Origin of the sequence: Kocuria rhizosphaericola, from assembly GCF_044462205.1 — a bacterium.
GTDB lineage: Bacteria > Actinomycetota > Actinomycetes > Actinomycetales > Micrococcaceae > Kocuria > Kocuria rhizosphaericola.
The window spans coordinates 1-16,503 of the sequence record NZ_JBISWK010000115.1 but is presented as its reverse complement, the minus strand read 5'-3'; the positions used below and the strand labels follow the sequence as shown (position 1 = coordinate 16,503).

General features: G+C 68.3%; 13 protein-coding genes. 5 read left to right on the top strand and 8 right to left on the bottom strand.

Annotated features, from left to right (window positions below):
* Window positions 1-25 precede the first annotated feature (25 nt).
* The 3 genes from pucL to uraD all read right to left on the bottom strand — a co-directional run bounded on the left by pucL (window position 26) and on the right by uraD (window position 1,838).
* Entirely contained in the window at window positions 26-943 is a 918-nt protein-coding gene (gene pucL, locus ACH9D2_RS11625) for a factor-independent urate hydroxylase (RefSeq protein WP_396362982.1), read from the bottom strand.
* A 74-nt stretch (window positions 944-1,017) separates the two neighbouring features.
* Window positions 1,018-1,344, bottom strand: coding sequence for a hydroxyisourate hydrolase (gene uraH / locus ACH9D2_RS11620; RefSeq protein ID WP_396362981.1), 327 nt, complete (start codon window positions 1,342-1,344; stop codon window positions 1,018-1,020).
* Window positions 1,341-1,838, bottom strand: a complete 498-nt coding sequence (uraD, locus tag ACH9D2_RS11615) for a 2-oxo-4-hydroxy-4-carboxy-5-ureidoimidazoline decarboxylase (RefSeq protein WP_396362980.1) — start codon at window positions 1,836-1,838, stop codon at window positions 1,341-1,343. The genes uraH and uraD overlap by 4 nt, the downstream gene beginning before the upstream one ends.
* Window positions 1,839-2,000: 162 nt before the next feature.
* Between uraD and ACH9D2_RS11610 the strand changes: the two genes are divergently transcribed.
* The 3 genes from ACH9D2_RS11610 to pyk all read left to right on the top strand — a co-directional run bounded on the left by ACH9D2_RS11610 (window position 2,001) and on the right by pyk (window position 5,882).
* Entirely contained in the window at window positions 2,001-2,795 is a 795-nt protein-coding gene (locus tag ACH9D2_RS11610; RefSeq protein WP_396362979.1) for an SDR family oxidoreductase, read from the top strand.
* A gap of 866 nt (window positions 2,796-3,661) precedes the next feature.
* A complete protein-coding gene (gene bcp, locus ACH9D2_RS11605; protein WP_396362978.1) occupies window positions 3,662-4,129 on the top strand; it encodes a thioredoxin-dependent thiol peroxidase in 468 nt (155 codons plus the stop codon).
* 289 nt (window positions 4,130-4,418) lie between these two features.
* Window positions 4,419-5,882: a pyruvate kinase gene (gene pyk / locus ACH9D2_RS11600; protein WP_396362977.1), complete on the top strand. Its 1,464-nt coding sequence runs from the start codon at window positions 4,419-4,421 to the stop codon at window positions 5,880-5,882.
* A gap of 130 nt (window positions 5,883-6,012) precedes the next feature.
* Here the strand turns inward: pyk and ACH9D2_RS11595 are convergent, their stop codons facing one another.
* From ACH9D2_RS11595 to ACH9D2_RS11575, 5 genes are all read right to left on the bottom strand, one after another.
* The gene (locus ACH9D2_RS11595) at window positions 6,013-6,840 is read right to left on the bottom strand and encodes a MurR/RpiR family transcriptional regulator (RefSeq protein ID WP_396362976.1); all 828 of its coding nucleotides are present in this window, start codon (window positions 6,838-6,840) and stop codon (window positions 6,013-6,015) included.
* A 1,090-nt stretch (window positions 6,841-7,930) separates the two neighbouring features.
* On the bottom strand, window positions 7,931-8,482 hold the full coding sequence (locus tag ACH9D2_RS11590) for a hypothetical protein (RefSeq protein ID WP_396362975.1): 552 nt from the start codon (window positions 8,480-8,482) through the stop codon (window positions 7,931-7,933).
* Window positions 8,483-8,742: 260 nt separating this feature from the next.
* Window positions 8,743-9,426, bottom strand: a complete 684-nt coding sequence (locus ACH9D2_RS11585; protein WP_396362974.1) for a response regulator — start codon at window positions 9,424-9,426, stop codon at window positions 8,743-8,745.
* The gene (locus ACH9D2_RS11580) at window positions 9,423-11,408 is read right to left on the bottom strand and encodes an ATP-binding protein (RefSeq protein ID WP_396362973.1); all 1,986 of its coding nucleotides are present in this window, start codon (window positions 11,406-11,408) and stop codon (window positions 9,423-9,425) included. The genes ACH9D2_RS11585 and ACH9D2_RS11580 overlap by 4 nt, the downstream gene beginning before the upstream one ends.
* A 204-nt stretch (window positions 11,409-11,612) precedes the next feature.
* The gene (locus tag ACH9D2_RS11575; RefSeq protein WP_396362972.1) at window positions 11,613-12,947 is read right to left on the bottom strand and encodes a potassium transporter TrkG; all 1,335 of its coding nucleotides are present in this window, start codon (window positions 12,945-12,947) and stop codon (window positions 11,613-11,615) included.
* 1,346 nt (window positions 12,948-14,293) lie between these two features.
* On the opposite strand from ACH9D2_RS11575, the gene ACH9D2_RS11570 reads away from it, so the two are divergent.
* Both ACH9D2_RS11570 and ACH9D2_RS11565 read left to right on the top strand, forming a co-directional pair.
* Window positions 14,294-15,253, top strand: coding sequence for a helix-turn-helix domain-containing protein (locus ACH9D2_RS11570; RefSeq protein ID WP_396361176.1), 960 nt, complete (start codon window positions 14,294-14,296; stop codon window positions 15,251-15,253).
* Window positions 15,254-15,527: 274 nt separating this feature from the next.
* Entirely contained in the window at window positions 15,528-16,475 is a 948-nt protein-coding gene (locus tag ACH9D2_RS11565; protein WP_396361177.1) for a helix-turn-helix domain-containing protein, read from the top strand.
* Window positions 16,476-16,503 lie beyond the last annotated feature (28 nt).

The window sequence follows — 16,503 nt, the reverse complement described above, 5'->3', positions numbered from 1 at the left end:
GCGGACCCCCCGGGTGGTGCAGGGCTCAGCAGAAGCCGGCGATGCCCATCCAGGCGTGCTCATTCTCCGGAGCGCCCTTGCGCAGGATCGTGGCCTCGATGAGGCCGTAGGGCCGGTCGGCCGCCCAGTGGGTCTCCTTGTCGTTCGGCAGGTCGCAGAAGCCGAGGTCGTAGACGAAGTGGTGCTTGTTGGGGCAGGAGAACTTGATCTCGTCGATCTCCGGGTGGGCCTCGATGACGGCCCGGCCCATGAGGTAGAGGGTCTCCTGCAGGGCCCTGGAGTAGTGGTCGGTGAACTTCGTGAGGATGATGCGCCTGACGTCCTCGTGGACGGCGTCGAAGTCCACGTCGGTGGTGTTGTAGCGCCAGCGCGTCGCGATGTCGGTGGACATGATCCGGTCCTCCGTCTCGGGCAGCGTCGTGTACCGGTCCTTCGGGTACCCGGTGAACCCGGACTGCGTGGTCTTCAGGACCGTGAGGTCCTTGAACCCGGAGATGACGGTCTGCGAGTCGCCGTCGGCGACGACCACGGCGGTGCGCACCTCGTCCTTGTGCTGCACGAAGCAGTGGTCGTGGTCGTCGATGCGCTTCCACGCGTGCTCCTCGGCGGCCCAGCGGCCGCCGGTGATCCAGTCGAACTCTCCGGTGAAGTGCTCGGAGAGTGTGAGCAGGAACGCCTCGGGGGAGGTGATCCCGTGCTTCTGGGCGAAGGCGAAGACGGTGTTCTTCTGGGTGTCCGTGGGCACGCAGTGGGCGTTGTCGCCCTCGGTGTGGACGGCTTCCAGGTCGCCACGCAGCTGCGAGGTGACGACCAGGTCGCGGATCTCGTGCCGGTCGGTGTCCCGGTTGACGCGCACGACGTGGTTCTCGGCCTTGCCGTACTGGTTGCTGCCCAGGACGACGGTGTCCGTTCCGGTGGTGGCGTCGGTGATGACGTCGGTCATGACGAAAGCTCCTTCAGGAAGGCGTTCTCTACTGGTGGGGCGGTCGAAGGCGGGCGGACCCGCCAACTCCTGGGTCAACTGCCCCGGTAGGTGGAAAAGGCGAACGGGCTCAGCAGCAGGGGCACGTGGTAGTGCCCCTCCTCGGCCTGCACCGTGAAGGTCACCGTCACGAGCGGGTAGAACGTCGGCTGGTTGCGGCCGGCGAAGTACTCTCCCGTGCGGAAGGTGATCCGGTAGTCGCCGGATTCCAGGGTCTGTGGGCCCAGATCGGGCACGCGTCCGTCGGCGTTCGTGCTGGCGGTCGCAAGGTGGGTGCCGTCGGCGGTCTCGAGGACCACGGTGAGGTCCCGGGCGGGAGCGCCGGCGACGGCGTCGAGGACATGGGCGGTGACGAAGCTCATGGGGTGACGAGTCCTTCGAGTCGGAGGAGAGCGATTTGGCGCAGCTGCTCGGCGACCACGGCCTGTTCCGTCTCGGGGTCGTTGGTCAGGCGGGCGGAGAGATTCTCAAGGATCTCGTGCGGGGTGCGGCCGGCGGCCCGGACGAGGAAGACGCGCCCGAACCTCTGCTCGTAGACGGCGTTGCCCTCCCGCAGGCGGCCCTGGACGTTTTCGTCCGCAGGATCCACCGCAGACTGCTCTGCACGGGAGAGCTCCGCCTCCCGGGCTGACCCCTCGGCGCGCTCACCGATCCTCGGGTGGTGGGACAGGGCCTGCTCGATCTCCTCGGGCGTGAACGGATCCGCGGCCGTGCGCGCGGCTTCGAGGAGGGCCGCATGGTGCCAGTAGGGCCGGGCGTCGACCACGGCCTCGAGCCACCGCGGGACATCGAGGGCCGGGCGGACCGCGCCGGCGGCCTGTTCCCGGCTGAGGGAGTTGAACTCGGTGAGCTTCATAGAGTGTGCCTTGCGTCTTCGTCATAGTTTCGTAATATGAAACAACCATTTCACTATGTACAGTGAACTGGCTCACAAGCCAGATGTCAATGGGGTGAACGGACTTTAACCGTCAAAGACGGACCCGGGGCCGGTGCGAGTGCTACGACCAAGGAGGCAAAAATGCAGGCGGCGACAGAGGGGTCGGGACGGGAGTCGGTGCACGAGAATGCGGAGCACGGGGTGGCCGTGGTGACCGGCGCCGGTTCGGGGATCGGCCGGGCTGTCGCCCGTGCCTTCCTGGCGGCCGGTTGGGTGGTGGTGCTCGCCGGACGCCGTCGCCACGCGCTCGAGGAGAGCGCGGCCGGTGCTGCCGGGGCGCACGTCGTGTGCGTGGACGTTGCCGACCCGGACAGTGTGTCCGCGGCGTTCCGCGACGTCGAGCGGCTCACCGGGCGGATCGACGTCCTGTTCAACAACGCGGGCACCTTCGGTCCGCGTGGCGAGGTGGACCAGATCGACCCGGCCGACTGGCAGCGCACCCTCCAGGTGAACCTCACGGGCACGTTCCTGTGCTCCGCGCAGGCTTTCCGGATCATGAAGGAGCAGCACCCGCGCGGCGGGCGCATCATCAACAACGGCTCGGTCTCCGCGCACGCGCCGCGGCCGCTGTCCGTGGCCTACACCACGAGCAAGCACGCGGTCACGGGCCTCACCCGGTCCCTGCACCTGGACGGACGTCCCCACGGCATCAGCTGCGGGCAGATCGACATCGGCAACGCGGCCACGGAGCTGCTGGCGGGACTGGGCACGGACAGCGGTGCGCTGCAGGCCGACGGGACGCTGCGGCCCGAGCCGAGCTTCCCGGTCGAGGATGTGGGGCGGGCGGTGCTGATGATGGCCGAGCTCCCGGCGTCGGCCACCGTCAACTCGCTGGTGCTCACGGCCTCGGGCATGCCGTTCGTCGGGAGGGGATGACGGGCTTGTCTCGAGACCAGGAACAACAGTGGAAATGTCCTGAGCTCCGCAGCTCCGGGACCACTGCCCTGGAAGCAAGCGTCGGCCGGCTCCAGCTCAACACCGACATCTCGACGCCATGCCGAGCGGACACACCAGCTGATGCCCTGTTGCCCAGCAGGAACATCCGGATAGCCACCACCCGCAATGGCACACTCGGCCATAGCCAAGAACCTGGAATCTCATCGACAAGTTCATCACCAAAGGCTCCCTTGACTCCCTCGGTTGACTCCCTCGGTGGCAACCAGCACAACCGCACCGCCCCCGCTGCCCGGTCGTACCGGACCACCCGGACATGGCGGCAGGGGGGTGAAGTCACCTGGTTCACGGGGACATCCGGGATGGTTCTCACGGCCACACGGCGAACAGCCCGACACGGAAATCAAGCCGCTGGCTGTGCCCCCTGCGGGCCCCGCCCGGAAGGTAGCCGCAGCCCGCCGACCCAGTTGCCCTGCATCCCTTCGAGGGCGTTCTCCGATTTTGCAGGGACTCTCTTGACCCCGCGCACGAGGTTTAGTAGATTTCACGGTATGAAATATTTATTTCATACCGTGAACCTAGGGGGCCCCGTGAACCACACCTCGCCGTCGACTGCACCCGCGTCTTTCTTCGACTACACCGCCATCGACTGCGACCCCGACCTCAGCCGTCCGTTGCACCGGCACCGCCGAATCACCCCGCTGTGGGTGCTCGCGGTGTCTTCGGCCTGCGTCGGCGCGGTGGTAGGCCGCGTCGCTGCTCGACGCCACCCATAACCAGGTCTTTCAGAAGCCGGAGCGGACGAACGTGCCGGCTCGCTTCGACGATCCACCACATCAGGAGAGCCCATGACCCAGCAGATCCTCACCGGCGCCACCGCACCGGACCTCACGCTCATCGACCACGAGGGGAATCAGGTGCGGATCGCCGACTTGCGTGGCCGGAAGGTGATCGTCTACTTCTACCCGAAGGCCTTCACCCCCGGCTGCACCTCCGAGGCCTGCGACTTCCGAGACAATCTGGCCTCGCTCCAGCACCTGGGGTACACCGTGCTCGGTGTCTCGGGGGACGATCCCAAAACCCTGCACCGCTTCGCGCAGGAGTACCACCTTCCCTATCGCCTGCTCTCCGACCCTGACGGGCAGGCCGCCCAGGCGTGGGGCGCATGGGGCGAGAAGACGATCGACGGGGAAACCCGGATCGGCCCGTTGCGCTCCACCTTCGTCATCGATGAGGACGGCACTCTCATCTCCACCGAATACAACGTCCAGGCCGAAGGCCACGTCAAGATCCTCAGGCAACGGCTGGAAGTCTGAACGGAACCAATCCGAGAGCTCTATGCAATGACGAGCAGCTTCAGTGCTCGCAGTTAGCTCCGATCTCCTCAACACCCAGCACCTTGTTCCCTCACGACGCCCCGCAGGCGTGATCGAGGTCGGCGAGGAGCCTCCTCGCCACCATAGAGGTGCCCGTCCGACCGTCTCGCCGGCGCCGAGGCCTCCGGCCCATCGGCATCGCATGCCCTGACAGGAGGATCAGGGAAGATCACGCTCATCAGCCAAGCCAGCTACCCCGCCACCCATCGCACCAATGACAGGAATTCCGATGAGACGAGCGAAGATCGTTGCTACCTTTGGCCCGGCCGTTGCCAGCTACGCCCAGACCCGGGCCCTGTTGGAGGCAGGGGTCGATGTGGCGCGCCTGAACATGAGCCATGGCGACCACCAGGTTCACGACACCACCTACCTCAACATCCGCACAGCCGCCGCCGAACTGGGCCGCGACGTGGGCATCATGGCGGACCTGCAGGGACCAAAAATCCGTCTGGGACGCTTCATCGACGGCCCCCACCACCTGGCCGTCGGCGACAGGTTCACGATCACCGTTCGGGACGTCGAAGGCACCCGCGACATCTGCTCCACCACCTTCACAGGCCTGCCCCAGGATGTCCACGTCGGGGATGCGCTGCTGATTGACGACGGCAAAGTCGCCCTGCGGGCCACCGACGTCACCGAGCACGAAGTCGTCACCGAGGTGACGGTCGCAGGGGCGGTGTCGAACAACAAGGGAATCAACCTGCCAGGCGTACCGGTCAATATTCCTGCACTGTCGAACAAGGACGAGCAGGACCTGCGCTGGGCGCTGCGCCGGGGCGCCGACTTCATCGCACTGTCCTTCGTTCGCGACGCCTCCGACATCGGGCGGGTCCACGAAATCATGGACGAAGAAGGCCGACGAGTTCCAGTAATCGCGAAGATCGAAAAGCCTCAGGCCGTGGACGCCCTCGAAGACATCATTGATGCCTTCGACGCCCTCATGGTCGCCCGCGGCGACCTGGGCGTGGAACTGCCGCTGGAACAAGTGCCTGTAGTACAAAAACGCGCCATCGAGCTGGCCCGGCGCTGGGCCAAACCGGTCATCGTGGCCACCCAGGTCCTTGAATCCATGATCGACAGCCCCCGGCCCACCCGCGCAGAGGCTTCCGATTGCGCCAACGCGGTCCTCGACGGCGCAGATGCGGTCATGCTTTCTGGGGAGACCAGCGTGGGCGCCTATCCGATGGACGCGGTACAGACGATGGCCCGCATCATTACCTCCACCGAAGCCCATGGACTGGAGCGCATCCCATCTTTAGGCAGCACGCCTCAAACCCGCGGCGGGGCCATTACGCTGGGCGCGGTAGAGGTCGCCAACCACCTCCAGGCACACTCCATCTGCACATTCACTCAAACCGGCGACTCCGCCCGCAGGCTCTCCCGACTACGTCCCATCCGACCGGTCTACGCCTTCACCCCCGCCCAGGATGTGCGCAATCAGCTGACCCTTGCATGGGGTGTCCATCCCATGCTCGATCCGACTCCTGCACACACCGATGCCATGACTGCCCACATCGACGCCATGCTCTTAGGTAAGGAACTGGCCGCACCTACGGACCTGGTGGTCATGGCAGCCGGTTCCCCTCCCGGCGTGCCAGGATCTACCAATCTCATCAAGCTTCACCAGGTCGGCGACCAGTCTCGCCCCGACCAGTCATCGTCCCAGCCCGCACAACCGTTCCACAACGCCTAAGCCCCCATACACTCCGGACTCTCCGCCGCGCTGCTCGTTACAGGCCGGCCGACAAATTGCCCGGTCCTCGGCCCTCAGCGATTCGAGAGGGCAAGTGCTTCGCTCCAACAGTGACCGAGCCGAGGGCGAGTCACCGGAGATCGAGCTCGTCCAACCGATCGTAGAGCTCGGCGGTGCGGTTCACCCGTTGCCGTCCCGCTTGCCCCGCCGCGGCGAGCACCCCGTCCGCCAGTGCTGCGACCACACTCATGGCCGTAGCGTACGAATCGAACGGTCCAGTGCTGTCCAGGGGGCACTCCAGCCACAGGTCCGCGGAGGCCGCATACCGACGAGCTGTGCCGTCGGCCAGCAGCAGCACCTGCGCTCCGGTGGCGGCACACACCTCCACGAGTGTTCCGAATCCGCGCGGACGGCGGCGAAAGCCCACCAGCACTACGACGTCCCCCCGGCCAAGGTCCACGAGCTCCTCGCTGAGCGTCTGGCCAGGTAATGGTGCGAGGCGGATCCGGGGGCGCGCCTGCTGGAGCTGCTGCTTCAGGTGGAGGGCCACCGGGTAGCTATTGCGCAGACCCACCACGAGCACCGTGGAAGCTTGCGCGATCGAGCTCACCATCTGGGAGAGCCGGTCCTCTGCGCCCTCGAAGACCCGCCGGAGATTCTTCATCTCTTGGTCCAAATGCTGAGCCCGTTCCGGGTCGGTGTCCGGTCCAACCGGGACGCCTTGATCCCGCAGGTTGCGCGCCATTTCCTTGACCTCAGTGAAGGACTCGAAGCCCAAGCGCCGGTAGAAGCGGGACAGGGTCGCCGGAGACACCCCGCTCATCTCAGCCAGCTCCGCAGAGCTGTACAGGGCGAGATCGTCGAGACGGTCGAGAATCAGGTCCGCCGCCCGCCTCTCCTGGGGGGAAAGGTCCGCGTAGCGAGCCTGGATGCGCGCCTCGATGGTCACGATCAGCACCCCCTCGAGCGCAGGGAGCGGCTGTCGCCGGGCGAGAGGCGCGGGGTGCTCATGGTCGTCTCCTGGTGTGCCGGGGCGGCGAGCCGGTCCCGGCTGGAATTCCGGTTTCACCGCCACTCTAGGCTAGCGGCCCGTCCTTGAAGTCGTTGGGCGGTTGGCTTTCATGTGGATCTTGGTGCTGCTTTTGGTCCACACGAAGGGATGACAGCGGTCGTCCCATCCGGTGACGAAGGCTCGGATCTCAGCGTTGAGCTCGGGCACCGAGACGACGCCGGTCCTGTGCAGGGTATGGCGTCCCATGATGCCGAACCACACCTCGACCAGATTCAGTCGTGACGCCGAGGTTGGGGGCTGATGCACGGATAGGTGGCCGGATCTGGCTTGTCCGCGGGGCGGGCGAGGCGAGGTCCGAGGGCGCGGCTGCACAGTCGCTGGTCAGCCCGTAGACAGTATGTGCCGGGAGACCCCAAATCCCATTGATGAGGAAACGCGTTATCCGGTTCTTCGGTGATCGCAGGTCAACGGGACTGTTGGCGCCTGAAGAGAAGTCCGCGAGGCTCAGCGCGACATTGCGCCGGGCCCAGATCGACATCGGCGAGAAGTCCTTCGCCGACTGCTGAGAAACCCGTCCGTCCAAGGGACTGGCCAGGAGCGCCTCAGGACCAGGGGGCATGCCCGTCGACGGGAGCGAACCGCACGTTCTCGCAGTCGTGGTTCATGGCACCGTTCTCAGGCTCCTGAATCCGATTGCGGTACTCGCACACAGATTGCGTGCAGCGCAATCACCGCCAGTGAATGCCGACGTCAGAAGATAAATGGACTAAGATTTCTCCACACCATGCACGACCCGGCGCCCTGTGGTGCTTACGCGGAATCGGCCCAGGCGAGGAGCACCTCGGGGGAGCACTGGAGGGATTACCCGAAACCTCATGATGTGCGGAAACCGCTAATATGCCGTGCTTGACCTGACATAAGGCCCGCTACCGGTCACTGAGGCGCGGGCATTGCCCTATTCGCCCCAAATTCTATTCGGCCGGATTTGCTTCACTTCCGCGGTGTGACGCGGTACTTCGGGCCCTTGAGCGCGGGATCAGTAAACAGGTCGGTGGGCGTGGTGTTCGTGCAGTCGCAGATACGCCCAGGATCGCCCGGCCGGGAGAAGTGCGGTGGCGGTGAGCACGCCCACGGTGGTGAGGACGGGCAGCCACGGCAGACCGGGGCGCAGCATGGCCCCGGCCACGGCGGTCGCCCCGGCTGTTGCCAGCAATGCCATGTTCTCGAGCTGGGCGCAGGAGCGGACCGCTGCGCCGATGCGCATCGAGGATGAGCTGGGCAATCGATGTGCCCGCAGCGCTGTGTTCCGGGCGGCCGCGATGTCGACGCCTTGGCCAGTGTGTGCCAGGAGCGGTCGTGGGGCCCGGGTGGTGCTCAGGACGAGCCAGGCAATTCCCATGATCGAAATCCAGGCCAGGGCAAACCACTGCGGGCCGCTGTCGCTCCGTCCGGCCCACCAGATCGTGATCAGCCCGGTGAGGACGAGGGCGACCATCGCCGGGGCCGTCGACACCAACAGGCGCCGCCGGGAAGGAATGGGGCGCTCCGGATGGCGCAGCACCACTCCGGCTCGCTCGGGTGTCGCCATGCTATCCATGGCAGTGCTCCGATCGTGCCCCGTCGGCGGTGCCACTCGTGGCCGTGGAGACGACGCCCGGCTGCGGGGTGCCGGGCGGATACGGATGGTGGCATGCAGGGAGTTGTTCCACGCCGTGTCCTTTCGCCCGTGGCCGCTGGTCGGGCCCCAGGGCCTGCTGCCAGTACACACCCGCCTCGGATGAGTGGGGCGTTTCTTAATGCAGCTCTAACAGGGTCGGCGTCGTCGTGACCGGTGTCGGGCGGGTGCGGTCAGGGGGTGAAGCGGTAACCCATGCCGAGTTCGGTGCGGAAGTACCGGGGGTGGGAGGGGTCGGGCTCGAGCTTGGCGCGGAGCTGGGACATGTAGACGCGCAGGTAGTTGGTTTCCTCCCCGTACTCGGGTCCCCACACGGTGGTGAGCAGCTCGGTGCGTCCGATCAGCCGGTGCGGATTGCGGGCGAGAACCTCCAGCAGGCGCCACTCGAGCTTGGTCAGCCGGACGGGTTCACCGATGACGGTGACGGTGCGGGTGGCCAGGTCGATGCGCACCCGCCCGTCGGTGGTCTCCACCTGGGCCTGGCCCGGATCGGGGTGGGCTCGGCGCAGGGCCGCGCGCAGGCGGGCGAGGAGTTCGTCCATGGCGAAGGGCTTGGTGATGTAGTCATCGGCCCCGCGGTCCAGGGCATCGACCTTGCTGTGGGACTCGCCCCGGGCGGAAACCACGATGATCGGCACCGTGGACCAGCCCCGGATCCCGTCGATGACCTCACGGCCCTCCAGATCGGGCAGTCCCAGGTCCAGCAGCACCACGTCGGGGTGCTCGTCAGCGGCCAGTTGCAGGGCGTGGTGGCCGGTGGCGGCCCGGTGGGTGCGGTAGCCGCGGGCCTTGAGGTTCACCAGCAGGGCCCGGGCGATCTGGGGGTCGTCCTCGACGACAAGCACGCTGGGGCTCACGTCGGCACCTCCTGGTCCGACTCGTCGTCCACGCCGCCGCCGGGGTCGTGGACGAGGGTGCCCTCCGCCTCGGCGCCGCGGCCGGTGGGTGCGGCGGGGAGGGTGAGGACCATGGTCAGCCCCCCACCGGGGGTGTCTGTGGCGTGCACGCGCCCGCCCATGCCCTCGGCCAGTCCGCGGGCCACGGCCAGGCCCAGCCCGACCCCGGTGGTGGTGTCACGGTCTCCCAGACGTTGGAAAGGGCGGAAGATCGTCTCCTTGTCCGTATCCGGCACGCCGGGGCCGTGATCGATCACGTGCAGGTCCACCGCGTCGGTCCCGGGCACGGCCCGGATCAGCACGGGGCCGTTGCGGCTGTGCTTCAGGGCGTTCTCCACGAGATTGGCGATCACGCGCACGAGCAGCCCGTGGTCCCCGGCCACCGGCGGGCAACCGGCCGGGATCTCCAGATGCACCCGGGGCTCACCGGTGGCGCCGAGGCTGTGCACCGCGGCCGCGGCGAGGTCCTCGAGCTCCAGAGCAGTGCGGTGCACCAGAAGGTCACCGGCCTGGATACGGCTCATGTCCAGCAGGTCCTCGATCCGCTCGGTCAGCTGGTCGGCGGATTCCTCGATGGTGGCCAGCAGCTCGGCGGTGTCCTCCGCACTGAGCACCACGTCCTCCATTCGCAGGCTCGAGACCGAGGCCTTGATCCCGGCCAGCGGCGTGCGCAGGTCGTGGGAGACGGCCGCCAGCAGCGCGGTGCGCATCGCGTTGCCGGCCGCCAGTTCCTGGGCGGCCAGGCGGGCCTCGGTGAGTTCCTGCTGCTGCAGTACGGCCGCGATCCTCCCGGCGAAGGCCTCCAGCACACCCTGGTCCGAGGCCTCCTGGGGGAAGCCGTTGATCAGCAGGAGGTGGTGGTCGTCGACGACGACGGTGTTGTCACAGGTGCCCGGTTCCGGAACCGGTTCCCCGGAGCCAGCAAGGACGGTCCACGCCTGCGGGTCCGTCGGGGTGGGGACGTGGGCGGTCAGGGCGACGGCCTGCAGGTCGTAGGTGCGGCGCAGGCGCTCCAGCAGCGCCGGCACGCTCAGGCCCTCCCGGATCACTCCGCCGGCCAGTTCGAACAGGGTGGCCGCCTGGTGGCGGGCGCGTCCGGCCTCGGTGGTGCGCCTCGCCTCGATGTCCACGACCCGGGCGACTCCGGCGGCCACCAGCAGGAACAGTCCCAGGGCCACGACGTTGAGCGGTTCGTGGATGATCCATTGCCCGGTGGGCGGGGTGAAGAACCAGTTGAGCAGCATCGTGCTCAGCAGCGCGGCCGTCACTGCCGGCCACCACCCGCCCAGGATCGCCACGAACACCACCACTGTGAGGTGGGACAGGAAATCCAGGGTGATCGTGTCTGTCCCGGTGCCGGCCTGGAGGAATCCTGCGGTCAGGGCGATCGGCCCGAGCAGGGCCAGGGCCCAGCCGGACGCACGACGGGCGAGCCCCAAGGGGGCGAAACGTTGACGCCGGATCGTGCGTGATCGGCCGGCGGCGTGCGGTACCAGGAGCACATCCAAGTCATCAGAGGCGTCCAGGAGCCGGGTCGGGATGCCCGGACGCAGGAATCCGTCCAGGTGTCGGCCTCGCGCGGTGCCGATCACCACGTGGGTGGCCTGGACGCTGCGGGCGAAGCCCACCAGGGCATCGGCCACGTCCTCGCCCAGCACCGTGTGCCAGGTGCCCCCGCCGGCCTCCACCATCGGTCGCCAACGGGTCAGCAGCTCAGCACCGCCCTCGAGGTCGCCCCGGCGGGCGTCCCCGGCCACGTGCACGGCCATCAGCTCGGCCCCGGGCATCCGTACCGCGGTTAGCAGCCCGCGCTCGATCAGCCCCTCGGACTCCGCGCCTCCCGATACGGCCACCACCACCCGGGCATGCCGGATCAGCCCACCCCCGGGCTCGTCGGCGGCGTGCCTGGTGCTGGGGTGCGGGGTGTGGCTGCCTGTGACCACGGTGTCCTCCTCCAGATGGGACCAGGTAGCAGTGAAACGTTGCCAGGGCCCGGAAGCGAGCGTAGCCACCGGGCACCGGCCCGGCCACACCGGTCACCTGCCCCGCGCGGCTGGCCCCAAATCTTTTCTGTGCATCCACCGAGCTCTGGCGGTTCCCCGTGATCTCCTGAGGCGAGCTGCCGGCCGTGCGGGGAGCAGGTCCGGTCACCCGATGATGGGGCGCTCTTCGGGCACCCGGAAGAGACGGCGCTGGGTGCGCAGGGCCAGGGACGCGGCGATGGTGATGGTCCCCACGCGCCCCATGAACATCAAGGCGATCAGCACCAGCTCGGCACTGGCGGGCAGGTCCCCGGTGATGCCCATGGACAACCCCACGGTGGCGAAGGCGGAGGCGCACTCGAACAAGGCGGTCTCCAGGCCGTGGTCGGTCAGCACGAGCAGCGCCACCGTGCCCAGGACGACCGCGGCGACACCGAGCAGCGCCACGGACAGCGCCTGGCGTTGCACGGAGGAACTGATCGAGCGCGGCCCGATGGTGACCTGGGCGTGGCCGCGGACCTCGTTCCAGATCGCGTAGGCCAGCACCAGGAAGGTGGTGATCTTGATGCCGCCGGCGGTGCCGGCGCTGCCGCCGCCGATGAACATCAGCACATTGGTCACCAGCAGCGACTCCGAGGAGGCCGCCCCGTAGTCGATGCTGTTGAACCCGGCCGTACGGGGGAACACGCTCAACCCCAGAGCACCCAGGACCTTGCCGCCCACCGGCAGGTCACCGAGGGTTTCGGGGCGGTCCCACTCGAAGGCAGCCAGGACCACGAACCCCACCACCAGCAACAGCAGCGTGCCGTAGACGGTCAACCGCACATGCACCGTCCAGGCCTTCTTCATCGTGGAGTCCCGCAGCAATTCGATGATCACCGGGAACCCCAGACCGCCGATGATCACCGCGGCGCAGATCGGGATGATGATCCAGGGGTCGTCGACGAAACCGATGAGGCTGTCGCTGAACACCGAGAACCCCGCGTTGTTGAACGCCGAGATCGCGTGGAACACCCCGTGCCACAGCGCCGGGCCGGGCTCGTGGTCGTAGGCGATCCAGAACCGCAGCGTCAGGACCGTCGCCACCACCGCTTCGACGGTGAGCATGATCTGGGCGACCCGCAGCAGCACCCGGCGCACATCGCCCAGGTTCACGGTGTGCGTCTCCGAGGCGGCGACCAGCTGGGTCCACAGACCCAGACGCTTGCGCACCACCAGGGCCAGCAGCGTCGCCAGGGTCATGATCCCGAACCCGCCGACCTGGATCAGGCCCAGGATCACCACTTGCCCGAAGGGGGTCCAGAACGTCGGGGTGTCCACGGTGATCAGCCCGGTCACGCACACCGCCGAGAAAGCGGTGAACAGCGCCGGCATGAACACCGCCGCCTCGTGGTCGGCCCGGGAGATCGGCAGCATCAGCAGCACCGAGCCCACCATGATCGTGGCCAGGAACCCCACCGGAACCAGTCGGACCGGATTGTCCAGGAACGCCTTCTTCATCCGTCCAGGAATCTTCGGAGACTTCCCGGGGACCACTTGGGGAGAACCAGCCGTCCGGAACACCGCGCCGCCCCCTGCCCATGATCGCGTTGCCCGCCACGGCGCCGAGGACCACCCCCGGCGCTACTGAACAGTTCACGCCCGAACCCCCACCACCAGGACGGTTCTTAACGCTGGGCTAATGCCACCGGCACGAATCTTGACGCCCTCTTCACACCCGCCCCGCCCCGCCTCGCCCCTTCGCAGCTGGAACCCCTGTGGACCATGCGCGCAGATGCCGTCACTCTGGCCTGCGTCGTCATGGCCGGCGTGGCACAGATGGAGCTGGAGCGGGTCACCGACTCGGTGACCCCGTCCCTGGGGAGGGTGCCGACCAGGGCCTGGGTGGGCGGGGCTCTGCTGTCGTCTGCGAGGGACCACTACCTCGGGGTTGGGGAGCCCGTGTCTGCGGTGCGGGAGGTTGCGCGGGGGCAGGGGGCCACCCCGGGGCAGGTGAAACCGCTCACCACGTCGGTGCGCAGTCGGTCCAGATCCACGGCGTCGCCTTCGTTCAGGTGGTGGTTCCGTACCCAGGCCCGGGCGGCCCGCCAGACGTCGTCGCAACCGTACTCCGTGTCGGGGCGGGCTGCCCCGATGCGGGTCTGGACCGGGTGGGCGGGGTGGTCTCCCATCAGCGAGAAAACAGCCACCGGGTTGGAGCCCAAGCCGACCTCCCCGCGGACGGAGGTGATGGTCCGCCCGTGGAGGGCGTCGCCGGGCTGCAGATCCCACGCGCGGGGGGCGCTGGCACAGTCCAGCGCAGCGCGCGGCTGGGTGAATCGCTCCGGGGTTGGTGGCAAGGACTCCTCGCTGACCTGCGGTGGCTCGTGGTGTCCTTCCGGTTCCGGGCTCATCGCGGCTCCTCGACATCGGAGCCCGGTGGGTTCCGGTGGTGGCGGTTCGTTGCGCTCATCCTGCCCCGCCGTTCCGTCGGTGCCAAGAGGCGATGAGCGTGGTGATGACCGACAGGCCGGCCGGGGACAACCCGTGACTACTGCCAGTACCCGGGGTTGCCGCACCATCAGGTGTCATCTGTCCTGGCTTGCTCCAGGGGCGGATCCCAGGAATACGGCAGGCACCTAAGGTCACGGCCAGCACGGGCGTTGCAGACACTCCGTTTTACATATGGCCGGCTACCGGCCACTTTCACGAGGGCGATGTTGCAGTAGGAGTTCATTGGGTCGTGCGGCGGCCGCATCACGGGAGAGAGGTGATGTCGCTTCCTTGGCAATGAGCCGGTCGTGGGGGTTCCTCATGCTGGGGGCAGGGCGTCGACGGAACCGCTGGTGGGACGTAGCGTCTTGGGCATGGTGGAAAAGGTGCAGCGGTCGGCGTTTGACACCCGCGACCGGGCTGAGGGCCTGGCTGTGCTGGAGCAGGTCTATGCCGTCCAGGGGGCGCGCCGGGGATCGGACGAGGATTTCGCCATGCGCGTGTCCACGGCCGGGGTCGGGCCGGTGAGCCTGGAACGGGTGTGCTGGCAAGGGGCTCCGGCGGGCGGGGTCGGGGAGCATCCCGGGGTGCTGCGGGTCGGGCAGGTGCTGGGAGGGTCGGTCAACGTTTCCAGTGGCCGGGACGTCCTGGCGTGCCAGGGCCCGTTCTTGTTGCCCCGGGGTCCGTATCTGAGCTGGTGGGAGGGTCTGGACATCCTGTCGCTGTCCCTGGACGCTGCGGTGGTCCAGGACCAGGCCCGGGCCCTGTCGGGGTCCGAGACGTTGCGCCTGGAGTTCACCGGAGCCGGCCCGGTGAGTCCGGCCCTGGGCCGGTACTGGTCGGTCGGCGTCACCCATCTGTCCCGGAGCTTGCAGTCTGGTGACGAGGTCATGATCAACCCGTTGCTGCAAGCAGAGATGACCCGGTCTCTGGTCACCGCCCTGCTGCACACCTTCCCGAACTCGTTCGTGGAGCGCCACCGGGCCCCCGTCCCAGAGCCCCGGCCCGGTTCCCGGGGGGTGCGGCGGGCGGTGGCGTTCATCGAGGCCCACCTGGGCGAGCCGATCGGGATCGCTGAGATCGCCGCAGCCGCCCGGATGAGCCCCCGGGGGCTGCCAGCGGCCTTCCGGCGTGAGCAGGGGACCACGCCGCTGGGGTATCTGCGGATGAGGCGGCTGGAGGCCGCCCACGCCGATCTGGTGGCCGCCGATCCCACTGCGGGGGTGAGCGTGGCGGTGATCGCCGCCCGCTGGGGATTCGCCCATCCGGGGCGGTTCGCCGCCGCCTACCGCGACCGCTACGGGCAGGCGCCCTCGGCCACCCTGCACACCTGAACGCGCCTCCGCACCTGCCCCCGCCCTGAAGGGGGGCCCGGTTGGGCCTTGTCAGCGGGGCATCGGTGACGCTCCGCTGACTGCTGAGGCCCCTGCTGGGGGCTGGTGCGCGCCTAGACTGGCACGAACATATCCACCGGCGTGCTCCCGGAGGGGGTTCCCGGCGCAGTGGCCGTCACCGCTGCCGGTGATCACGGCCCGGGGGCGGGAGAGCACGCGCTGCCCGCGGGAAGACCGACAACACTGCGGGACGGGCCGAGGAGGGGGCAAGCCGATGAGCCGGCCGATCCACCACGAGGCCACCGCCAGCGAGCCGGAGGCCGTGACGGAGCTGTTCGCCCAGCTGGGGGTGCGGTTCTCCTTCGACCCGGCCGGGCCCGGTTTCTCCTACCGGGAGACCCGGGACGGGAACGAGCACGTGAGCGTGGCCCGGCTGTCCATGGGTGGTGAATTCTCCACCTGGGGCGACACCGAGGTCTTCGGGGTGGCCCAGGTGCGCGGGGCCCGCTACGACTGGTCGACCTCCGACGACCAGGGCTCCGGGCTGGGGCACCCGGTCCTGTTCCGTCCCGGACACCCGGCCCTGGTCGTGGCCAGGGCCTTGGAGGCCACCAACATCTACCTCACCGCGGCCGTACTGCAGGAGGTAGCCGACACGGTCTACGGCCTCGAGCACACCCCGGTGGCCTTCGTCTCCTCCCGCCCGGCCAGCCCGGCCCTGGGACACTACTGGTCCGGGCTGGTCGGCTGGGCCGCCGAGGCCGCGGCCGCCGCACTCCTGGAGGAACCGTTGGTGCGTACGGACCTCACCCGTCGTCTGGCGGTGGGCATGCTGGAGTGCTTCCCGCTGACCGGGGACCGTGAAACCCGGTCACTGTCGATGGCCGCCCAGGCCCGCCGCTACCGGATCGCCGTGGCGTTCCTCGACGACAACGCCCAACGGCCCATCACCGTCGAGGACGCCGCCCTCGCCGCGAACACCACCACGACCGCCCTGGTGCGGGCCTTCCGGGCCAACCACCCCCTGGGCCTCACCCCGGCCCAGTACCTCCGGCGGGTGCGGCTGGCCGGCGCCCACGAAGACCTCCTCCATGGTGATCCCACGACCGGGGACACGGTCAGAGCGATCGCGATCAGATGGGGCTTCCCCCACCCGGGCCGCTTCGCCGGCGCCTACCGCGAGGCCTACGGGGTTCCCCCGCGCTGGACCCTCGAGCGCTGAACCCCCGCCCGCCTCCACGGCTGCTGAA

What these genes read in the sequence shown, in the direction of transcription:
- pucL (WP_396362982.1), bottom strand. Translation starts at nt 943, where the DNA reads ATGACCGACGTCATCACCGACGCCACCACCGGAACGGACACCGTCGTC.
- uraH (WP_396362981.1), bottom strand. Translation starts at nt 1,344, where the DNA reads ATGAGCTTCGTCACCGCCCATGTCCTCGACGCCGTCGCCGGCGCTCCC.
- uraD (WP_396362980.1), bottom strand. Translation starts at nt 1,838, where the DNA reads ATGAAGCTCACCGAGTTCAACTCCCTCAGCCGGGAACAGGCCGCCGGC.
- ACH9D2_RS11610 (WP_396362979.1), top strand. Translation starts at nt 2,001, where the DNA reads ATGCAGGCGGCGACAGAGGGGTCGGGACGGGAGTCGGTGCACGAGAAT.
- bcp (WP_396362978.1), top strand. Translation starts at nt 3,662, where the DNA reads ATGACCCAGCAGATCCTCACCGGCGCCACCGCACCGGACCTCACGCTC.
- pyk (WP_396362977.1), top strand. Translation starts at nt 4,419, where the DNA reads ATGAGACGAGCGAAGATCGTTGCTACCTTTGGCCCGGCCGTTGCCAGC.
- ACH9D2_RS11590 (WP_396362975.1), bottom strand. Translation starts at nt 8,482, where the DNA reads ATGGCGACACCCGAGCGAGCCGGAGTGGTGCTGCGCCATCCGGAGCGC.
- ACH9D2_RS11575 (WP_396362972.1), bottom strand. Translation starts at nt 12,947, where the DNA reads ATGAAGAAGGCGTTCCTGGACAATCCGGTCCGACTGGTTCCGGTGGGG.
- ACH9D2_RS11570 (WP_396361176.1), top strand. Translation starts at nt 14,294, where the DNA reads ATGGTGGAAAAGGTGCAGCGGTCGGCGTTTGACACCCGCGACCGGGCT.
- ACH9D2_RS11565 (WP_396361177.1), top strand. Translation starts at nt 15,528, where the DNA reads ATGAGCCGGCCGATCCACCACGAGGCCACCGCCAGCGAGCCGGAGGCC.